This window comes from Pseudonocardia sp. ICBG1293 (assembly GCF_020131355.1).
Classification (GTDB): Bacteria; Actinomycetota; Actinomycetes; order Mycobacteriales; family Pseudonocardiaceae; genus Pseudonocardia.
In genome coordinates this window covers 13,250-36,883 of the sequence record NZ_JAHLEL010000047.1, presented here as the reverse complement: position 1 = coordinate 36,883, position 23,634 = coordinate 13,250, and the positions used below count along the sequence as shown (strand labels likewise).

Below are 23,634 nucleotides of genomic sequence, written 5' to 3'. Positions count from 1 at the left end.
GGCCCTGGACCTGGTGCAGCAGTGGCTGGCCGGCGCGGAGTTCGCCGACTCCCGGCTCGTGCTGCTCACCCGCGGTGCCACCGACGGCACCGACCCGGCCGCCGCCGCGGTGCACGGCCTCGTCCGCACCGCCCGCACCGAGAACCCGGGCCGGCTGGCGGTCCTCGACCTGCCCGACGACGCCACCGGCGCCGACCCGGTGGTGCGCCCCGCCGCGCTGGTCGCCGCGCTCGCCGCCGCGCACGACGAGCCCGACCTCGCCGTCCGCGCCGACACGGTGCTCGTGCCGCGGCTGGTCCGGGTGCCGGCCGGCGCCGAGCCGCACCGGTGGGACCCCGACGGCACCGTCCTGGTCACCGGCGGCACCGGCGGGCTCGGCGGCGTCCTGGCCCGTCACCTCGTCGTCGAGCACGGCGTGCGGCACCTGCTGCTGGCCGGCCGTCGCGGTCCGGACGCCCCCGGTGCCGCCGAGCTGGTCGACGGGCTCGCCGCGCTGGGCGCGACCGCGCACGCCGTGGCCTGCGACGTCACCGACCGGGCCGCGGTCGCCGCGATGCTCGCCGACATCGACGACACCCGTCCGCTGACCGCCGTGGTGCACACCGCGGGCGTCGTCGACGACGGCGTGATCGGCTCGCTGACCCCGGAGCGGCTCGAGACCGTGCTCCGCCCCAAGGTCGACGCGGCCTGGCACCTGCACGAGCTCACCCGTGACCTGGACCTGGACGCCTTCGTCCTGTTCTCCTCGGTGGCCGCCACCTTCGGCAGCCCCGGGCAGGCCAACTACGCCGCGGGGAACGCCTTCCTCGACGCACTGGCGGTGCACCGCCGGGCGGCCGGGCTCCCGGCCGTCGCGCTGGCCTGGGGGCCGTGGAGCCGTGCCGTCGGCATGACGGGCTCGCTCAGCGACGTCGACGTGGAGCGGATCGCCCGCTCCGGGATGCCGCCGCTGACCCCGGAGCAGGGGACCGCCCTGTTCGACGCCGCGCTGGCCGCGACCGCCGGGGGACCCGCCGCACTCGCCCCGGTCCGCCTCGACCTGCCCGCCCTGCGTGCCCAGGGGGAGCCCGCACCGCTGCTGCGCGGCCTGATCCGGCGCCCGGCGCGCCGGGCCGCCGCGACGGCGTCGCCGACCACCGGTGACCTCGCCGACCGGCTCCGCCCGCTGGACGGGACGGCCCGCGACGAGGCGCTGCTCGACCTCGTGCGCGAGCGGATCGCCCACGTCCTCGGGCACGCCGACCCCGGCCAGGTCGAGACCGGCCGTCAGTTCCAGGACCTCGGGTTCGACTCGCTGACCGCGGTCGAGCTGCGCAACGGCCTCACCGCGGCCACCGGGCTGCGGCTGCCCGCCACCATGGTCTTCGACTACCCGACGCCGGGTGTCCTGGCCCGTCACCTGCGCGACGAGCTGCTCGGTGCCGACGACACCGCCGACGCCGGCGCCGACAGCAGCACGGGCGCCGGCACCGGTACGGCCGTGGCCTCCCCGGGCGGACCGGCCGCGACCGGCGACGACCCCGTCGTGATCGTCGGCATGGCTTGCCGCTACCCGGGCGGGGTCGCGTCCCCGGAGGACCTGTGGCGGCTCGTCGACGACGGCGCCGACGCGACCGGCCCGTTCCCGACCGACCGCGGCTGGGACCTGGCGAACCTGTTCGACCCGGACCCGGACCGCCCCGGCCACACCCACGTCCGTGCCGGGGGGTTCCTGCACACCGCCCCCGAGTTCGACGCCGGGTTCTTCGGCATGAGCCCGCGCGAGGCGCTGTCCACCGACTCCCAGCAGCGGCTGCTGCTGGAGACGAGCTGGGAGGCGATCGAGCGCGCCGGGATCGACCCGACCGGGCTGCGCGGCAGCGCGACCGGGGTGTTCGCCGGGGTCATGTACAACGACTACGGCACCACGCTCACCGGCGACGAGCACGAGGCGTTCCGCGGCAACGGCAGCGCCCCCAGCGTCGCGTCCGGCCGGGTGTCCTACACCCTGGGCCTGGAGGGACTGGCGGTCACCGTCGACACCGCCTGCTCGTCGTCGCTGGTCGGGATGCACCTGGCCGCGCAGGCGCTGCGGGCGGGGGAGTGCAGCCTCGCCCTCGCCGGCGGTGTGACGGTCATGTCCACCCCCAGCACCTTCGTCGACTTCTCCCGCCAGCGCGGACTCGCCCCCGACGGCCGCTCCAAGGCCTTCGCCGACGCCGCCGACGGCGTCGCCTGGTCCGAGGGCGTCGGCGTGCTCGTCCTGGAGCGCCGGTCCGACGCGCTGCGGAACGGGCACGAGATCCTCGCGGTGCTGCGCGGGTCGGCGGTCAACCAGGACGGCGCCTCCAACGGGCTCACCGCGCCGAACGGTCCGTCCCAGCAGCGCGTCATCCGCCGGGCGCTGGCCTCGGCCGGCCTGTCCACCGGTGACGTCGACGTCGTCGAGGCGCACGGCACCGGCACCACCCTCGGCGACCCGATCGAGGCGCAGGCGCTGATCGCGACCTACGGGCGGGACCGGGACCCGCAGCGGCCGCTGCTGCTCGGGTCGGTGAAGTCCAACATCGGGCACACCCAGGCCGCCGCCGGTGTGGCGGGTGTGATCAAGATGGTCCAGGCGATGCGGCACGGGGTCCTGCCCCGCACCCTGCACGTGGACGCGCCGTCCTCGCACGTGGACTGGTCCGAGGGCACCGTCGCGCTGCTGACCGAGCAGACCGCGTGGCCGGAGACCGGCCGTCCGCGCCGGGCCGCGGTCTCCTCGTTCGGGATCAGCGGGACCAACGCCCACGTGATCGTCGAGCAGCCGGAGCCGACCGCGACCGCCGCCGCCCCCGCCCGCACCCGGGAGCTGCCCGTCGTGCCGTGGGCGCTGTCGGGCGCCTCCGCCGACGCGCTGCGCGACCAGGCCGCCCGCCTGCTCAGCCACGTCCGTGACGGCGACGCCCTCGGCACCGCCGACGTCGGCTGGTCGCTGCTGTCCACCCGCGCCGCCTTCGAGCAGCGCGCCGTCGTCGTCGGCACCGGGGCGGAGGAGACCCGGCGCGGTCTGGCGGCGCTCGCCGCGGGCGAGGCCGACCCGGCCGTCGTCACCGGTACCGCCGCGACCGGCCGCACCGCGTTCCTGTTCTCCGGGCAGGGCTCGCAGCGCCCCGGCATGGGGCGCGAGCTGTACGCCCGCTTCCCGGCCTTCGCCGACGCGTTCGACGCGGCGTTGTCCGCGGTGGAGTCCGAGCTGGGCTCGGACCTGCGCGCGGTCGTGTGGGGCGACGGTGACACCGCCGGTTCCCCGCTGGACGCGACCGGCGCCACCCAGCCGGCGTTGTTCGCGCTGGAGGTCGCGCTGTACCGGCTGCTGGAGTCGTGGGGCGTCACCCCCGACCTGGTCGCCGGCCACTCCGTCGGCGAGATCGCCGCCGCCCACGTGGCGGGCGTGTTCACCCTCACCGACGCCGCACGGCTGGTCGCCGCCCGCGGCACCCTGATGCAGGCCCTGCCCGCCGGCGGCGCGATGGTCGCCGTCGAGGCGACCGAGGACGAGGTCGCCGCGCTGCTCACCCGCGACGACGTCGCGATCGCCGCGGTCAACGGACCGTCCGCCGTCGTCGTCTCCGGGACGCAGGACGGCGTCGACGCCGTCGCGGCGGCGCTGGCCGACCGGGGACGCCGGACCAGCAGGCTGCGGGTCAGCCACGCGTTCCACTCACCGCTGATGGAGCCGATGCTCGAGGAGTTCCGCACCGTCGTCGCCGGCCTGGACCCGGCCGCTCCGACCGTGCCCGTGGTCTCCTCGCTGACCGGCGACGTCGCCGGCGCCGACGAGCTGTGCGACCCCGACTACTGGGTGCGCCACGTCCGCGAGCCCGTCCGGTTCGCCGACGCGGTGACCACCCTCGCCGGCCGCGGCGCCGTCACGTTCGTCGAGATCGGTCCCGGTGGCGTGCTGTCGGCCATGGCCCAGGACTCGCTGCCCGCCGGTGGCGCCGTCACCGTGCCCGTGCTGCACGGCGACCGTGCGGAGGACGTCGCCGCCCTCACCGCGCTCGCCGCGCTGCACGTCCGCGGCGTGCGGGTCGACTGGGCCGCCCTGTTCGAGGGCACCGGTGCCACCCGCGTCGACCTGCCGACCTACGCCTTCCAGCACCGCCGCTACTGGCCGGGCGCCGGCACGGCCCCCGGCGACGTCCGCGCCGCCGGGCTCGGCGCCGCCGGGCACCCGCTGCTCGGCGCCGCGGTCGCGTTCCCCGACGGTGCGGGCGCGCTGCTCACCGGCCGCCTCTCGACCTCCGCGCAGCCGTGGCTGGCCGACCACACGGTCGCCGGGACCGTGCTGCTGCCCGGCACCGCGCTGCTGGAGCTCGTCGTCCGCGCGGGCGACGAGGTCGGCTGCGGCGGCGTCGAGGAGCTCACCCTCGCCACGCCGTTGACCCTGCCCGCCGCGGGCGGAGCCGTCACCGTGCAGGTCCGGGCCGGTGCCGACGACGGGTCCGGGCGCCGCCCGGTCACCGTGCACGCCCGTCCCGAGGGCACCGACGCGTGGACCGAGCACGCCACCGGCACCCTCACCACGCACGCGCCCGCCCCGGCGCGCTTCGACGCCACGACCTGGCCGCCCACCGGCGCGGCCGAGCTCGACGTCGAGGGCTGCTACGAGCGCTTCGCCGGGGCCGGGTTCGGCTACGGCCCGGTGTTCCGGGGGCTGACCGGCGCCTGGCGCGACGGCGACACCGTCTACGCCCAGGTGTCGCTGCCCGATCCCGACTCCACCGCCGACGACGCGGCCCGCTTCGGGCTGCACCCCGCCCTGCTCGACGCCGCCCTGCACGCCGCCCTGCTGACCGGGGACGGCACCGGTGGACTGCCGTGGGCCTGGGAGGACGTCACCCTGCCCGCCGCCGGCGCCACCGCGCTGCGGGTGCGCCTCGCACCCGCCGACGGCGGCGGCCTGACCGTCGCGCTCGCCGATCCCGCCGGCCGGCCCGTCGCCACCGCCGGACGCCTGCTCGCACGCCCCGTCGACCCCGCCGCCCTCGGCTCCGCGACGGCCGTGCCCGACGGCCTGTTCCGGCTGGCCTGGACGACCGTCACCCCGCCGTCGGCCCCGTCGGCCCCGTCGGAGCCGTGCGCGGTGCTCGGCGCCGACGGCGACCCGGTCACCGACGCCCTCGCCGCCGGACACACCCGGTACGCCACCGTCGACGAGCTGCTCGCCGAACCCGACGCCACCGTCCCGGCGACCCTGTTCGCCCCGGTCCCGGCCGCCCCCGGCGAGGACACCCCCCACGCGGTGCACGACCGCACCCGCACCACCCTGGACCTGCTCCGGCGCCGGTCGACCGACGACCGGCTCGCCGGCACCCGGCTGGTGCTCGTCACCCGCGGCGCCGTCGCGTGCGGCGACGGGCCCGTCACCGACCTCGCCGCCGCCGCGGTGTGGGGCCTGGTCCGCTCCGCGCAGACCGAGAACCCCGGCGCGTTCGCCCTGCTCGACCTCGACCCGGCCGCCGACGTCCCCGCGACGGATGCCCTGCTCGCCGCGCTGTCGCCGGACGAGCCGCAGCTCGCCCTGCGCGACGGCGACGTCCTCGCCGCCCGCCTGACCCGGACCGGGGCGACCGCAGGCGCCACGCCCTGGTCGAGCGAGGGCACCGTCCTGGTCACCGGCGGGACCGGTGGGCTGGGCGGGCTGCTGGCCCGCCACCTCGTCACCACCCACGGGGTGCGGCACCTGCTGCTCACCAGCCGGTCCGGTGCGGACGCACCGGGGGCCGCGGAGCTCGTCACCGAGCTGGAGGGCCACGGCGCCCGGGTGTCGGTCGCCGCCTGCGACGTCACCGACGCCGACGCGGTCACCGCGCTCGTGGCCGCTGTCCCCGACGCGCACCCGCTCCGTGCCGTCGTGCACACCGCAGGCGTCCTCGACGACGGGGTGCTGACCTCGCTCACCCCCGAGCGCCTCGCCCGCGTGCTGGCGCCGAAGGTCGACGGTGCGTGGAACCTGCACCGGGCGACCGCCGACATGGACCTGGACGCGTTCCTGCTGTTCTCCTCGGTGGCCGGGGTGTTCGGCGGTGCCGGTCAGGCGAACTACGCCGCCGGTAACGCGTTCCTCGACGCCCTGGCCGCGCACCGCGCCGCGGCCGGCCTGCCCGCCACCGCGCTGGCCTGGGGTCCCTGGCAGCAGGGCCTCGGCATGACCGCCGACCTCGACCAGCGCGACGTCGCCCGGGCCGCCGCCGCCGGGATGCCGCTGCTCACCGTGGACGAGGGCCTCGCCCTCTTCGACGCCGCGCCGGCCACCGGCGACCCGGCGCTGGTCACCGCCCGCCTCGACCTCGCCGCGTTCCGCACCCGGACCCCGGTCCCCGCGCTGCTGCGCGGCCTCGTCACCGCCCCCCGCCGCACCGCCACCGGCGCCGCGCAGGCCACCGACGCGGGGCTCGTCGACCGGCTCGCCCGGCTCGACGACGACCGGCGCCACGAGGTCCTCCTCGACGTCGTCCGCGGTGCCGCCGCACTCGTGCTCGGGCACACCTCCGGCGCCGACATCGACGCCGACCGCGCCTTCCGCGATCTCGGGTTCGACTCTCTGACCGCCGTCGAGCTGCGCAACAGGCTCGCGACGGCGACCGGGCTGCGGCTGCCCGCGACGACGGTCTTCGACCACCCGACCCTCGCCGCGCTCGCCACCCACCTGCGCTCCGAGCTGCTCGGCTCCGCGACCCCGCCCGCACCGCAGCCCGCGGTCGTGGCGCCGCAGGCCGACGACCCGGTCGTCATCGTGGGGATGGCGTGCCGCTACCCCGGCGGGGTCACCTCGCCCGAGGACCTCTGGCAGCTCGTCGGCGACGGCGTCGACGCCATCACCGGGTTCCCCACCGGCCGCGGCTGGGACCTCGACGGCCTCTACGACCCCGACCCCGACCACGCCGGCACCTCCTACACCCGCGAGGGCGGGTTCCTGCACGACGCCGCCGAGTTCGACGCCGGGTTCTTCGGGATGAGTCCGCGTGAGGCGACGGCGACCGACGCCCAGCAGCGGTTGTTGCTGGAGACGTCGTGGGAGGCGGTCGAGCGGGCCGGGATCGACCCGGTCTCGTTGCGCGGCAGCGCCACCGGGGTGTTCGCCGGGGTCATGTACCACGACTACGCCGACAACCTCGGCGGACCGGAGCACGAGGGGATCCAGGGCCAGGGCAGCGCCGGAAGCGTCGCGTCGGGCCGGGTGTCCTACACGCTGGGTCTGGAGGGTCCGGCCGTCACCGTCGACACGGCGTGCTCGTCGTCGCTGGTGGCGATGCACTGGGCGATGCAGGCACTGCGGACCGGGGAGTGCACGCTCGCCCTCGCCGGCGGCGTCACCGTCATGTCGACGCCGGCCACGTTCGTCGAGTTCTCCCGGCAGGGCGGCCTCGCCGCCGACGGCCGGTCCAAGCCCTTCGCCGACGCCGCCGACGGGGTCGGCTGGGCCGAGGGTGCCGGGATGCTGGTGCTGGAGCGCCGGTCCGACGCGCTGCGGAACGGGCACGAGATCCTCGCCGTGGTGCGCGGCTCGGCGGTGAACCAGGACGGCGCCTCCAACGGGTTGACCGCGCCGAACGGTCCGTCCCAGCAGCGCGTCATCCGCCAGGCGCTGGCCAGTGCCGGGCTCACCGCGGCCGACGTCGACGCGGTCGAGGCCCACGGCACCGGCACCACCCTCGGCGACCCCATCGAGGCGCAGGCGCTCATCGCGACCTACGGCGCCGACCGCGACCCGGCGCAGCCGCTGCACCTGGGCTCGCTGAAGTCCAACATCGGCCACACCCAGGCCGCCGCCGGCGTCGCCGGTGTGATCAAGATGGTCCAGGCGCTCCGGCACGGGGTCCTGCCCCGCACCCTGCACGTCGACGCGCCGTCCTCGCACGTCGACTGGTCCGACGGCACCGTCGCGCTGCTGACCGAGCAGACCGCGTGGCCGGAGACCGGACGCGCCCGCCGCGCGGGTGTCTCGTCGTTCGGGATCAGCGGCACCAACGCCCACGTCATCGTGGAGCAGCCCGCCGACGCCCCGGCCCCCGCCCGGCCGGGCCCGGACCGGACGGCCCGCTCCCGTGGCTGCTGTCCGCGAGGTCAGCCGAGGCGCTGCGCGACCAGGCCACCCGGCTCCGCGACACCGTCACCGAGCACCCGGACCTGCGTCCGGTCGACGTCGCCCACTCCCTGGCGACCGGCCGGTCCGCGTTCGACCACCGCGCCGTCGTCCTCGCCGCGGACACCGACGGCGCCGTGCGCGCACTGGCCGCGCTCGCCGACGGTGGCAGCGACCCGGCGGTCGTCACCGGCCGGGCCCGCACCGGCCGCACCGCCGTGCTGTTCTCCGGGCAGGGCTCGCAGCGGCTCGGGATGGGCCGTGAGCTGTACGGGCGGTTCCCGGTGTTCGCCGAGGCGTTCGACGCCGTCGTCGCGGTGCTGGACGCCGAGCTCGGCGGTGACTTGCGGGCCCTGGTGTGGGGCGCCGACGCCGCGGCGTTGGACGAGACCGGCACGACCCAGCCCGCACTGTTCGCGGTCGAGGTCGCGCTGTACCGGCTCGTCGAGTCCTGGGGGGTCCGGGCCGACCTGGTCGCGGGGCACTCGATCGGTGAGATCGCGGCGGCGTACGTGGCGGGGGTGTTCTCGCTGGCCGATGCGGCGCGTCTGGTCGCGGCGCGGGCGTCGCTGATGCAGGCGTTGCCGACCGGTGGCGCCATGCTCGCCGTGCAGGCGAGCGAGGACGAGGTGCGCCCGCACCTCACCGACCGCGTCGCGATCGCCGCGGTCAACGGCCCGTCCGCCGTCGTCGTCTCCGGCGACGAGGACGCCGTCACGGCGGTCGCCGAGCAGCTCGCCGACCGCAGGACCCGGCGGCTCGCCGTCTCGCACGCGTTCCACTCGCCGCTGATGGAGCCGATGCTCGAGGAGTTCCGGGCCGTCGCCGAGCAGCTGGACTACTCCGAGCCGGTGGTGCCGGTGGTGTCGAACCTGACCGGTGCGCTCGCCGAGGCGGGTCGGCTGTGCGAGCCGGGGTACTGGGTGCGCCACGTCCGGGAGGCCGTGCGGTTCGCCGACGGGGTCCGCGCGCTGGCCGAGGCCGGTGCGACGACGTTCCTGGAGCTCGGCCCGGACGGTGTGCTGTCGGCGATGGCCCGTGAGTCGCTGCCCGACGACACGACCGCGACGGTCCCCGTCCTGCGCCGTGACCGCGGCGAGGCCGACGCCGCACTGACCGCGCTGGCCCGCCTGCACGTCGGCGGCACCCGCGTCGGGTGGACGGAGCTGCTCCCGGGCGGCCGCCGCGTCGACCTCCCGACCTACGCCTTCCAGCACGCCACCTACTGGCCCACCGCGACCCGCCCGGTGACCGACGCCGGCGCGCTCGGGCTCACCGCCACCGGACACCCCGTCCTGCACGGCGCGGTCGAGCTCGCCGAGGGCGAGGGCGTGCTCTGCACCGGGCGGCTCTCGCTCGCGACCCACCCGTGGCTGGCCGACCACACCGTGCGGGGCACCGTCCTCGTGCCCGGCACGGCACTGCTCGAACTGGCCCTGCGGGCCGGCGACGAGGTCGGCGCCGACCGCGTCGAGGACCTCACCCTCGCCGCACCGCTGGTCGTCCCCACCCGGGGCGCCGTGCGGACCCAGGTCCGGGTCGGCGTCGCCGACGACGACGGCCGTCGCGCCGTCACCGTGCACGCCCGCCCCGACGACGCCGGCGACGCACCCTGGACCCTGCACGCCACCGGCACGCTCACCACGGCCGACCCCGAGCCGGTGGGCTTCGACGCCACCACCTGGCCGCCGACCGGTGCGCGGGAGCTGCCGCTCCAGGGCTGCTACGAGCGGTTCGCCGAGGCCGGGTTCGGCTACGGCCCGGTGTTCCAGGGGCTCACCGCGGCCTGGCGCGACGGCGACACCGTCTACGCCGACGTCGCCCTGCCCGCGCAGGCCACCGACGACGCGGCCCGGTTCGGGCTGCACCCCGCCCTGCTCGACGCCGCCCTGCACGCCGGGATGCTCGACGACGACGACACCGCAGGCCTCCCGTTCTCCTGGGAGGGGGTCACCCTGCACGCCACCGGCGCCGTCGCGCTGCGCGTCCGCCTGACCCGCACCGACGGCGGCATCGCGATCGCCGCCACCGACCCCGCGGGCCACCCGGTCGCGACCGTCGGCACCCTCGCCGTCCGCCCGGTCGCCGAGGCACAGCTCGCCCCCACCGGCACCGGGGACGCCCTGTTCGCACTCGACTGGACCCCGGTCGACGACGCCGCGGTCACCCCTGCCCCCGGGACGGTCGCCGTCGTCGGGATCGGCGACGGCAGCGACGCCACCGCGGTCGCCGCCGGACTGTCCGCCGCGGGCGCCGAGGTGACCGTCCACACCGGACCCGGAACGGCGCTGCAGGCGCGTCCGGACACGGTGGTCGTCACCGTGGGGGGCGCGGCCGCCGACACCGCGGCCGCCGCCCACACCCTGACCGCCGCGGTCCTCGAACTGCTGCAGGAGTGGACCGCCGGTGCCGACACCGGGCGGCTCGCCGTCGTCACCCGCGGCGCCGTCGCCGCCGGTGGCACCGCTCCCACCGACGTCGCCGCCGCCGCGGTGCACGGCCTCGTCCGCTCCGCCCAGTCCGAGTTCCCCGACGGCATCGTGCTCGTCGACCGCGACCCGGGCACCGACGGTACCGACGGCGCCGCGGACGACGGCCGGCTGCTGCTGGCCGCGCTGCACACCGGTGAGCCGCAGATCGCGGTGCGCGACGGTGCCCTGCTCGCCGGGCGCCTGGCCCGCGCGCAGAGCGGCGCCGGGCTCGCCGTGCCGGCCACGGACGCCTGGTGCCTCGACAGCACCGCCCCGGGCAGCATCGACGGCCTCGCCCTCGTGCCCCACCCGGAGGCGACCGCCCCGCTCACCGGGCACCAGGTACGGGTCGCGATCCGCGCCGCGGGCCTGAACTTCCGCGACGTGCTCAAGTCCCTCGACATGTACCCCGGCGACGCCGGCCGCTACGGCCACGAGGCCGCGGGCGTGGTCGTCGCGACCGGCCCGGACGTCACCGGGCTCGCCCCCGGCGACCGCGTCCTGGGCATGATCTCGGGCAGCTTCTCCTCGCTGGCCGTCGACGACGCCCGCCGCTTCACCCGGATCCCCGACGGCTGGGACTGGGAGACCGCCGCGTCGGTCCCGCTGGTGTTCCTCACCGCCTGGCACGCCCTGCGCGAGCTCGGGAACCTGACCGCGGGGGAGAAGGTCCTCATCCACGCCGGAGCCGGTGGCGTCGGCATGGCCGCGGTGCAGATCGCCCGGCACCTCGGCGCGGAGGTCTACGCCACGGCGTCGGAGTCCAAGCAGGACGTGCTGCGCGGGCTGGGCGTCGCGCAGGACCACATCGCCTCGTCGCGGACCCTGGAGTTCGCCGAGACCTTCGCCGGGACCGACCTCGACGTCGTCCTCAACTCGCTGGCCGGCGAGTTCGTCGACGCCTCGATGGGGCTGCTCGGTGCGGGCGGCCGGTTCCTGGAGATGGGCAAGACCGACATCCGCGACGCGGACGCGGCGCCGGACGACGTCTCCTACCAGGCCTTCGACCTCGCCTGGGTCGACCCTGCGGCCGTCGGCGCCATGCTCGGCGAGCTGATGGACCTGTTCGAGGCCGGCGTGCTGGACCCGCTGCCGGTCCGCACCTGGGACGTCCGGGACGCTCCCGACGCGTTCCGCTTCATGAGCGCCGCCAAGCACATCGGCAAGATCGTCCTGACCCTCCCGCGGCCCTGGTCGAGCGAGGGCACCGTCCTGGTCACCGGCGGGACCGGTGGGCTGGGCGGGCTGCTCGCCCGCCACCTCGTCACCACCCACGGGGTGCGGCACCTGCTGCTCACCAGCCGGTCCGGTGCGGACGCACCGGGAGCGGCGGTACTGGTGGAGGAGCTGGAGGAGCTGGGTGCCGAGGTGACGGTGGCGGCGTGCGACGTCGCCGACGCCGTCACCGCGCTGGTGGCCGGGCATCCGGTCCGCGCGGTCGTGCACACCGCGGGTGTGCTCGACGACGGGGTGCTGGGCTCGCTCACCCCCGGGCGTCTGGCGCGGGTGCTGGCGCCGAAGGTCGACGGTGCGTGGAACCTGCACCGGGCGACCGCCGACATGGACCTGGACGCGTTCGTGCTGTTCTCCTCGGTGGCCGGGGTGTTCGGCGGTGCCGGTCAGGCGAACTACGCCGCCGGTAACGCGTTCCTCGACGCCCTGGCCGCGCACCGCGCCGCGGCCGGCCTGCCCGGCGTCTCCCTGGCCTGGGGTGCGTGGGACCAGGACGCCGGCATGACCGCGGGTCTCGACGAGCGCGACGTCCGCCGGGCCGCCGAGTCCGGGATGCCGCTGCTCGCCGCCCGGCAGGGCCTGGCCCTGTTCGACGCCGCACTCGACACGGGCCGTCCCGCGCTCGTCCCGGTGCGGCTCGACCTGGCCACCCTGCACCGTCGCGGGACCGTCCCGCCGCTGCTGCGCGGGCTCGTCCGCGCCCCCGCCCGCCGCGCCGCGACGACCACGGCCGCCGACGCCGGCGGCCTGGCCGGGCGGCTCGGCGCCCTCGACCGCGCCGAGCGGCGCGCGGCCCTGCTCGACCTGGTCCGCGGCGAGGCCGCGACCGTGCTCGGACACGCGGGCGGTGACCGCATCGACCCCGAGCTCGCCTTCCGCGACCTCGGCTTCGACTCGCTGACCGCCGTCGAGCTGCGCAACAAGCTCGGCACCGCCACCGGCCTGCGGCTGCCCGCCACCGCGATCTTCGACTACCCGACGGTCGCCGCGCTCGCCGAGCACCTGCTCGTCGGGCTCCTCGGGCCGGACGCCGACGGCGACACCGGGACCGGTGCCGACGTCGCCGGTGTCGTCACCGCGGACGACCCCGTCGTCGTGGTGGGCATGAGCTGCCGCTTCCCCGGCGGCATCGGCTCGCCCGAGGACCTGTGGACGGTCCTCGACGAGGGCACCGACGTGATCACCGGGTTCCCCACCGACCGCGGCTGGGACCTCGACGACCTGTTCGACGACGACCCCGCGCACCGCGGCACCTCCTACGCCCGCTCCGGCGGGTTCCTCGACGACGCCGCCGGCTTCGACGCGGACTTCTTCGGGATGAGCCCGCGCGAGGCGATGGCGACCGACGCCCAGCAGCGGCTGCTGCTGGAGTCGTCGTGGGAGGCGATCGAGCGCGCCGGGCTGGACCCGCAGAGCCTGCGCGACAGCCGGACCGGTGTGTTCGCCGGAGTCATGTACTCCGGCTACGGCAGCCGGCTCGACGGCGACGAGTTCGAGGGCTTCCAGGGCCAGGGCAGCGCGCTGTCGGTGGCCTCGGGCCGCATCTCCTACTCCTTCGGGTTCGAGGGCCCGGCGATGACGGTGGACACCGCGTGCTCGTCGTCGCTGGTCGCGCTGCACCTCGCCGCGCAGGCGCTGCGCAGCGGGGAGTGCGACCGGGCGCTCGCCGGCGGCGTCACCGTCATGGCGGGCCCCGAGACCTTCGTCGAGTTCTCCCGCCAGCGCGGCCTCGCCCCCGACGGCCGCTCCAAGCCGTTCTCCGACTCCGCCGACGGCGTCGGCTGGTCCGAGGGCGTCGGCATGTTGCTGCTGGAACGCCGGTCCGACGCGCTGCGCCACGGCCACCGGATCCTCGCCGTGGTGCGCGGCTCGGCGGTGAACCAGGACGGCGCCTCCAACGGGCTGACCGCGCCCAACGGGCCGTCCCAGCAGCGCGTCATCCGGCAGGCACTCGCCTCCGGTGGCCTGTCCACCGCCGACGTCGACGCGGTCGAGGCGCACGGCACCGGCACCACCCTCGGCGACCCGATCGAGGCCCAGGCCCTGCTCGCCACCTACGGGCAGGACCGCGAGCAGCCGCTGCTGCTCGGCTCGGTCAAGTCCAACATGGGCCACACCCAGGCCGCCGCAGGCGTCGCCGGCGTGATCAAGATGATCATGGCGATGCAGCACGGGGTGCTGCCCCGCACGCTCGGGGTCACCGAGCCCTCCTCGCACGTCGACTGGGACGCCGGAGCGGTCGAGCTGCTCACCGAGCGGACGGCCTGGCCGGAGACCGGGCGCGTCCGCCGCGCCGGGATCTCCTCGTTCGGCATCAGCGGCACCAACGCCCACGTCGTGCTGGAGCAGCCGTCGCCGGTGGAACCCGCCGACGCGGTCGCCCCGGCACCCGCCCGGGACGGCCTGGCGCCGCTGGTGCTGTCCGGCAGGACCCCCGAGGCGCTGCGCGGGCAGGCCGACCGGTTGCGCGCGCACCTGCAGGACCGGCCCGGCCTCGTCCCGGCCGACGTCGCGTCGGCACTGGCGAGCAGCCGGTCGCGGTTCGCCCACCGGGCCGCCGTCCTGGCCGCAGACCGCGACGACGCCCTGCGCGCGCTGGCCGCGCTCGCCACGGACACCCCCGATCCGGCCGTCGTGACCGGGACCGCCCGGCCCGGCCGGACCGCGGTGGTGTTCTCCGGGCAGGGTTCGCAGCGGCTCGGGATGGGCCGTGAGTTGTACGGGCGGTTCCCGGTGTTCGCCGGGGCGTTCGACGCCGTCGTCGCGGTGCTGGACGCCGAGCTCGGTGGTGATCTGCGGGCGACGGTGTGGGGCGCCGACGCCGCGGCGCTGGACGAGACCGGCGTGGCCCAGCCCGCGTTGTTCGCGGTCGAGGTCGCGCTGTACCGGCTGGTGGAGTCCTGGGGTGTGCGTGCGGACCTGGTGGCGGGGCACTCGATCGGTGAGATCGCGGCGGCGCACGTGGCGGGGGTGTTCTCGCCGGCCGATGCGGCGCGTCTGGTCGCGGCGCGGGCGTCGCTGATGCAGGCGTTGCCGACCGGGGGTGCGATGGTCGCCGTCCGTGCGACCGAGGAGCAGGTGCGCCCGCACCTGACCGACGACGTGGCGGTCGCCGCGGTCAACGGACCCGCCTCGCTCGTGCTGTCCGGGGCACGCGACGCCGTCCTGGCCGTCGCGGAGCAGCTGCGCGCGCAGGGCCGCTCGGTCACCACGCTGCGGGTCTCGCACGCGTTCCACTCGCCGCTGATGGACCCGATGCTCGAGGAGTTCCGGGCCGTCGCCGAGCAGCTCACCTACTCCGAGCCGGTGGTGCCGGTGGTGTCGAACCTGACCGGTGCGCTCGCCGAGCCGGGTCGGCTGTGCGACCCGGGGTACTGGGTGCGCCACGTCCGGGAGGCCGTGCGGTTCGCCGACGGTGTGCGGGCGCTGGCCGAGGCCGGTGCGACCACGTTCCTGGAGCTCGGCCCGGACGGTGTGCTCTCGGCGATGGCCCGTGAGTCGCTGCCCGACGACACGACCGTGACGGTCCCGGTGCTGCGCCGCGACCGCGACGAGGAGCACACCGCCCTCACGGCGCTCGCCACGCTGCACACCACGGGCGCACCGGTCGACTGGACCGCCCTGCTCCCGGCCGTGCCGGGGCACGTCGACCTGCCGACCTACGCCTTCCAGCACCGGCACTTCTGGCCGACCGGGACGACCGGGGCACCGGCCGGTACCGGTGCGACCGGGCACCCGCTGGCCGGCGACGTCGTCGCGCTCGCCGACGGCGAGGGCCTCGTGCTCACCGGGCGGATCTCCACCCGCACCCAGCCGTGGCTGGCCGACCACGCCGTCGGCGGCCGGGTGCTGCTGCCGGGCACCGCGTTCGTCGAGCTCGTGCTGCGGGCAGGCGAGGAGGTCGGGTGCGACCACGTGGAGGAGCTGACGCTCACCGCACCACTGGTGCTGCCCGACCACGACGCCGTCCGGACCCAGGTCCGGCTCGGCGCCGCCGACGCCACCGGCCGCAGGCCGGTCACCGTCCACGCCCGGCCGCACGGCACCGACGACGACCCGGACCCCGACGCCGGGTGGACCCTGCACGCCACCGGCACCCTGGTCGCCGCCCTCCCGCCGGTCCCGGACCCGCTCGACGGGGTCTGGCCGCCCACCGGCGCCGAACCGGTCGACCTGGACGGCTTCTACCCGGCCCGCGCGGCCGAGGGCTTCGACTACGGCCCGGCCTTCCAGGGGCTGCGGGCCGCCTGGCGGCGCGACGGCGAGGTGTTCGCCGAGCTCGTCCTCCCCGAGCCCGCCGACGGGACCGCCACCGCCTACGGCCTGCACCCCGCCCTGCTCGACGCCGCCCTGCAGTCCGCATGGCTGGTCGAGGACCGGGGCGAGGACCGGCGGGAGGACACCGCGGGTGGTACCGCCGCCGGGGTCCCGTTCGCCTGGAGCGGTGTCTCGCTCGCCGCCGCCGGCGCGTCCGCGCTGCGGACGCGGCTGCGCCGCGACCCCGACGGCACCCTCACCGTCTCCGCGACCGACCCCGGCGGCGCCCCCGTCGCCGAGGTCCGGGCGCTGGAGATGCGGTCGGTCGGCACTCCCGACGACGTCGCCCCCGGTGTCCGGGACTCCCTGTTCGGCCTCGACTGGACCCCCGTCCCCGATGCCGGGCCGCTCCCCGACGCCACCACCGCCGTCCTGGTCGGGGACGACCCGTTCGGTCTGACCGGCGCACTGGCCGGGCTCGGCGCGACCGTCGAGCAGCACGACGACCTGCCGTCCGGGCCGCCCGCCGGCCCGGTGCTGGTGCCCGTCGCCGCACCCGCGGACCCCGGTGGCGAGGACGCCGCCGCGGCGGCCCACACGCTCACCGCCCGGGTGCTCGGCCTGGTCCGCGCCCGCCTGGAGCAGGAGCGTTTCGCCGGGACCCGGTTCGTCGTCGTCACCCGCGGCGCCACCACCGGGCACGACCCGGCGGCGGCCGCGGTGTGGGGACTGGTCCGGTCCGCGCAGTCGGAGAACCCCGGCGCGTTCGGCCTGCTCGACCTCGACCCGGACACCACCGCCACGCTGCCGTCCGCGGCCCTGGACGGCGACGAGCCGCAGCTGCGGACCCACGACGGGGAGCTGCGGGCGGCCCGCCTGGCCCGCCGCGCACCCGCCGGCGACGACACCGCGGCCGCCGGCCTCGGCGCCGGCACCGTCCTGGTGACCGGCGGGACCGGCGGTCTCGGCGCCGTGCTCGCGCGCCACCTGGTGGCCGCGCACGACGTGCGTGAGCTGCTGCTGGTCAGCCGCCGCGGCCCGGACGCCGAGGGCGCCGCCGACCTCGTCGCCGACCTGGCCGACGCCGGGGCCCGCGCCACCGTCGTCGCCTGCGACGTGTCCGACCGCGACGCCGTCACCGCGCTCCTCGCCGAGCACCCGGTGCACGCGGTGATCCACGCCGCGGGCGTGCTCGACGACGGTCTGGTCGCCACGCTCACCCCCGAGCGGCTCGCCGCGGTCCTCCGTCCGAAGGTCGACGCCGCCTGGCACCTCCACGAGGCGACCCGCGACCGCGACCTCACGGCGTTCGTGCTGTTCTCCTCGGTCGCCGGTGTGCTCGGCAACCCGGGACAGGCGAACTACGCCGCCGGCAACGCGTTCCTCGACGCCCTGGCGCTGCGGCGCCGCACCGAGGGGCTCCCCGGCACCGCGCTGGCCTGGGGCCCCTGGGAGCAGGGCATGGCGGGCGAGCTGACCGAGGCCGACGCGGCGCGCCTCGCGCGCTCCGGGGTCCCGGCGCTGACCGTCGAGCACGGACTCGCCCTGTTCGACGCCGCCCTGGCCACCGGTGAACCGGCACTCGCGCCGCTGCGTCTGGACCCGGCCGCGCTGCGCGCCCACGGAGAGGTGCCCGCGGTCCTGCGGACCCTGGTCCGGGGCCGCTCCCGCCGTGCCGCGGTCGCAGGCTCGGCCGCCGCGTCGGGGCTGCGGGACCGCCTGGCCCCGCTCACCCCCGAGGAGCGACGCGAGGTGCTCCTCGACCTCGTCCGCGGGCAGGTCGCGCTGGTCCTCGGCCACGCGGGCGCCGCCGACGTCGACGCCGGGCGCGCGTTCCGCGACCTCGGCTTCGACTCGCTCACCTCGGTGGAGCTGCGCAACCGGCTCAACACCGTCACCGGACTGCGGCTGCCGGCCACGATGGTCTTCGACCACCCGACCGTCGACCTGCTGGTCGAGGTGATCGCCGACGACCTGTTCGGCACCGACGACGCCGTCCCGGCCGCCCCGGCGCGCACCGCCGCGGTCGCCGGCGCCCCGATCGTCATCGTCGGGATGGCGTCGCGGTACCCCGGCGGCGTCGCCACCCCGGACGACCTGTGGACCTTGGTCACCTCCGGCGGCGACGCGATCACCGGGTTCCCCACCGACCGCGGGTGGGACCTGGAGAACCTCTACCACCCCGACGCCGACCACCTCGGCACCTCCTACACCCGCGAGGGCGGGTTCCTGCACACCGCGGCGGAGTTCGACGCCGGGTTCTTCGGGATGAGTCCGCGTGAGGCGACGGCCACCGACGCCCAGCAGCGGCTGTTGCTGGAGACCTCGTGGGAGGCGGTCGAGCGGGCCGGGATCGACCCGGTCTCGTTGCGCGGCAGCGCCACCGGCGTCTTCGCCGGGGTCATGTACAGCGACTACGGCACGGTGCTCGCCGGGCCCGAGTACGAGGGCTTCCAGGGCAGCGGCAGCTCCCCGAGCGTCGCGTCGGGCCGGGTGTCCTACACCCTGGGCCTGGAGGGCCCGGCGGTCACCGTCGACACGGCGTGCTCGTCGTCGCTGGTGGCGATGCACTGGGCGATGCAGGCGCTGCGCTCGGGGGAGTGCACGCTCGCCCTCGCCGGCGGTGTGACGGTGATGTCGACGCCGGGCACGTTCGTCGAGTTCTCCCGGCAGCGGGGCCTGTCCCCGGACGGGCGGTGCAAGGCGTTCTCCGACGACGCCGACGGCGTCGGCTGGGCCGAGGGCGTCGGGATGCTGGTGCTGGAGCGCCGGTCCGACGCGCTGCGGAACGGGCACGAGATCCTCGCCGTGGTGCGCGGGTCCGCGGTCAACCAGGACGGCGCCTCCAACGGGCTCACGGCACCGAACGGACCGTCCCAGCAGCGGGTCATCCGCCAGGCGCTGGCGTCGGGCGGCCTGTCCACCGGCGACGTCGACGTCGTCGAGGCGCACGGCACCGGCACCACCCTGGGCGACCCGATCGAGGCCCAGGCGCTGATCGCGACCTACGGGCGGGACCGCGACACCGACCGTCCGCTGCTGCTGGGGTCGGTCAAGTCGAACCTCGGCCACACCCAGGCCGCCGCCGGTGTGGCGGGTGTGATCAAGATGGTGCTGGCGATGCGGCACGGGACGGTGCCGCGCACGTTGCACGTGGACGCGCCGTCGTCGCACGTGGACTGGTCCGACGGCACGGTCGCGCTGCTGACCGAGCAGACCGCGTGGCCGGAGACCGGGCGCGCGCGCCGGGCCGGGGTGTCGTCGTTCGGGATCAGCGGCACCAACGCGCACGTCGTGCTGGAGCAGCCCGCCGCCGTCCCCGGATCCGGTGAGCCCGCCGCGCCCGAACCCCGCGTGGTGCCGTGGGTGCTGTCCGGTCGCACGCCGGAGGCACTGCGCGCCCAGGCGGCACGACTGCGCGACGCGCTCACCGAGCGGCCCGGCCCGCGCCGGGTCGACGTCGCCCACGCGCTCGCGACCACCCGGTCGGAGTTCGCCCACCGCGCCGTCGTCCTCGCCGGGGCCGGTACCGACCCGCTCACCGCGCTCGACGCGGTCGCCGGCGGTCGCCCGGACCCGGCGGCGGTCACCGGGGAGAGCGACGGCGGCCGCACGGCTTTGCTGTTCTCCGGGCAGGGCTCGCAGCGTCCCGGCATGGGCCGGGAGCTGTACGAGCGGTTCCCGGTGTTCGCCGAGGCGTTCGACGCGGTCGTGGCCGCGCTGGACGCCGAGCTGGAGCCCGCGGGCGCCGGTACCCCGTCGCTGCGCGAGGTGATGTGGGCCGCCGACGACCGGGAGTCCGGCCGGCTCGACGAGACCGGCTGGACCCAGCCCGCGCTGTTCGCGGTCGAGGTCGCGCTGCACCGGCTGGTGGAGTCCTGTGGTGTGCGTGCGGACCTGGTGGCGGGGCACTCGATCGGTGAGATCGCGGCGGCGCACGTGGCCGGGGTGTTCTCGCTGGCCGATGCGGCGCGTCTGGTCGCGGCGCGGGCGTCGCTGATGCAGGCGCTGCCGACCGGCGGCGCGATGATCGCGGTGCAGGCGCGACCGGACGAGGTCACGCCGCTGCTCACCGGTGACGTCGCGATCGCCGCGGTGAACGGACCGTCCTCGGTCGTCGTGTCCGGTACCGAGGACGCCGTGCTGGCCGTCGGGACCCGGCTCGCCGAGCAGGGCAGGCGGACCACCCGGCTGCAGGTGTCGCACGCGTTCCACTCGCCGCTGATGGACCCGATGCTCGAGCAGTTCCGGGCCGTCGCCGAGCAGCTCACCTACTCCGAGCCGGTGGTGCCGGTGGTGTCGAACCTGACCGGTGCGCTCGCGCAGCCGGGTCAGCTGTGCGACCCGGAGTACTGGGTGCGCCACGTCCGGGAGACCGTGCGGTTCGCCGACGGTGTCGCGGCGCTGGACGCCGCGGGTGTCACCGCCTACCTGGAGATCGGCCCGGACGGGGTGCTGTCGGCACTGGCCGCACAGACCGTCCCGGAGGGCGCCGTCACGGTGCCCCTGCTGCGCCGCGACCGCGACGAGGAGACGACCGTGCTCACCGCGCGGGCACAGCTGCACACCGCCGGACGCACCGGCGACTGGCACGACGTGTTCACCGGGACCCGGCCGGCCCGGGTCGACCTCCCGACGTACGCCTTCCAGCGGCAGTGGTTCTGGCCTGCGGCCCGGACCGCGGACGGCGACGTCCGCGCGGCCGGCCTCGGTGCGCCCGAGCACCCGCTGCTCGGCGCCGCCGTGGAGCTCGCGTCCGGCGGGGGAGTGGTGTTCACCGGACGACTGTCCCGCGGTTCGCACCCGTGGCTGGTCGACCACACGGTGCTGGGGCACGTACTGGTCCCCGGCACGGCGCTGCTCGACATGGCGATCCGGGCCGGCGACCAGGTCGGATGCGACCGGGTCGAGGAGCTGACCCTGGCCGCACCGCTGGCCCTGCCCGAGCAGGGGGCCCTGCAGCTGCAGGTGACGGTCGACGCACCGGACACCGACGGCAGCCGGGGCATCGGCATCCACTCCCGGCCCGAGGGCGCGGGCGAGGACGCCTGGACCCGGCACGCGGCCGGTGCGCTGGCCCCGGCCGGCCCCGCCGCCCCGCTCGCGGCGGACGCGGCGGTGTGGCCGCCGTCCGACGCGGCCGCGGTCGAGGTGGAGGGCTGCTACGACGTCCTCGCCGACGCCGGGTTCGCCTACGGCCCGGTGTTCCGCGGCCTGCGGGCGGCCTGGCGCCGCGGCGAGGAGCTGTTCGCCGAGGTCGAGCTCCCCGACGGTGCCGGGGGCCCCGACGGGTTCGGCCTGCACCCGGCGCTGCTCGACGCCGCGCTGCACGTGTCGCTGCTCGCGGCCCTCGCCCCCGGCGGGACCGGCGGTGGCGACGGAGCCGGCGGTGGCGCACTGCCCTTCTCCTGGTCGGGGGTGTCGCTGCTCGCGGGCGGCGCCGCCACCCTGCGGGTGCGGATCGCGCCGGCCGGGGACGGTGTCCTGTCGGTGCAGGCCGTCGACGGGACCGGTGCTCCGGTCGTCACCGTCGAGGCGCTGCACACCCGGCAGGTCGGAGCCGAGCAGCTGCGGGCCGCCCGGACCGACCGTGACGCGCTGTTCGGGCTGGACTGGACGGACGTCGACGCCACGCAGGGCGCGGCCGGGTCGGTCGCGGTCCTCGGGGCCGACCCGTTCGGGCTGACCGAGGCGGTACCGGACGCCGTGCAGGTCGACGACCTGGCCACGCTCGCCGCGGGCACCGAGCCGGTTCCGGACGTGGTGCTGTTCCCGGTGGCGGCCGATCCGGGCGTCACCGGGCGGCCCGAGGAGGTGCGCGCCTGCACCGTCCGGGCCCTGGAACAGGTCCAGCAGTGGCTCGCCACCGAGGAGCTCGCCACGGCCCGGCTGGTGGTCGTGACCCGCGGCGCCGTCGCGGTGGACGGCGGCGCCGTCCCCGACCTGGCGGCCGCCGCGGTCCGGGGCCTGGTCCGGTCGGCGGGGAACGAGAACCCGGGCACCCTCGGGCTGCTCGACCTCGACCCGGAGGCGACCGGTACGGATCCGTCCCTGACGGCCGCCGCGCTGGCCGCACTCGTCACGGAGCCCGAGCTGGCGGTCCGCGACGGGCGCCTGCGTGCCCCGCGCCTGGTCCGGACCGCCGTGACGCCCGAGCAGCGGGACGGCACCGACGGCCCCGACGGCCCCGACGGCCCCGACGCGCGTCCGGCCCTGCGCACGGACGGCACCGTGCTCGTCACCGGCGGGACCGGTGGGCTCGGCAGCCTGGTCGCCCGGCACCTCGTCACCCGACGCGGTGCGCGGGACCTGGTCCTCGCCGGCCGTCGCGGGCCGTCCGCACGGGGCGCGGCGGAGCTGGTCGCCGACCTCGAGGCGCTCGGCGCCCGGGTCCGGGTGGTGGCCTGCGACGTCGCCGACCGCGACGCCGTCGCGGCCCTGGTCGCCGAGGCCGGGCGGGAGCGCCCGCTGCGGGCCGTCGTGCACACCGCGGGTGTGCTCGACGACGGTGTGGTCGGCGCGCTGGACGCGGCCCGGCGCGACACGGTGCTGCGGCCCAAGGCCGACGCCGCCTGGCACCTGCACGAGGCGACCCGGGAGCTGGACCTCGACGCGTTCGTGCTGTTCTCCTCGGTCGCCGGTGTGTTCGGTGGCGCGGGGCAGGCCAACTACGCGGCCGGCAACGCCTACCTCGACGCGCTGGCGGCGAGCCGCCGCGCCGACGGGCTGCCCGGGCTGTCCCTGGCCTGGGGCCCGTGGGAGCAGGGCAGCGGCATGACCGGCACCCTGGGGGAGGCCGAGGCGGCGCGCCTGGCCCGGTCCGGGATGCCGCCGCTGCCGGCCGAGCAGGGGCTCGAGCTGTTCGCCGCCGGGACCGCCGGCCGGGCGCTGGTCCTGCCGGTGCGGCTCGACCTGGCAGCGCTGCGCGCGCTCGAGGAGGTCCCGGCACTGCTGCGGGGCCTGGTCCGGACCTCCACCCGCCGGACCGCGAATGCGGCCGGTGTGCCGGACGCCGACGCGCTCGTCGGCCGGCTGAGCGGGCTCGGCGCGGCCGAGCAGGACGAGATCCTGCTCGCGCTCGTCCGGGTCGGGGCCGCGGAGGTGCTCGGACACACCGACGCCACCGCGGTCGGGGTGTGTCAGCAGTTCCAGGAGCTGGGCTTCGACTCGCTGACCGCGGTCGAGTACCGGAACCGGCTCAACGCGGCCACCGGGCTGCGGCTGCCGGCCACCCTGCTGTTCGACTTCCCGACCCCGGCCGACGTCGTGCGGCACCTGCGGAGCAGGCTCGTGGTCACCGAGCCGGTGGGCGCCGACGCCGTCCTCGCCGCACTCGACGGTCTGGAGCGGGCCATCGCGGGCCTGCACGTCGACGACGAGGGGGAGCACCGCCGGGTCGCGGGCCGGATCGAGGTGCTGCGGACCAAGTGGGCCGGTCGCCGCACCGAGGACCGGCCGGCGGACACCGACACCGACACCGGTGCCGGCGAGGACACCCTCGACGACGCCTCCGACGACGACATGTTCGCCCTGCTCAACGACGAGCTCGGGCTCGGCTGA

Annotated in this window: 1 protein-coding gene and 1 pseudogene (1 of these 2 running past the window's edge); both read left to right on the top strand. The window is 77.0% G+C overall.

What is annotated here, in order from left to right; all coding sequences use genetic code 11:
* Window positions 1-7,990 (top strand): annotated as a pseudogene (locus KPF47_RS23580) (SDR family NAD(P)-dependent oxidoreductase); its annotated part reaches 3,974 nt to the left of the window's first position; the annotation flags it as partial.
* Complete coding sequence (locus KPF47_RS23575; RefSeq protein ID WP_224390999.1) at window positions 7,936-23,634, top strand: type I polyketide synthase; 15,699 nt, start codon at window positions 7,936-7,938, stop codon at window positions 23,632-23,634. The pseudogene KPF47_RS23580 and the gene KPF47_RS23575, both read left to right, overlap by 55 nt.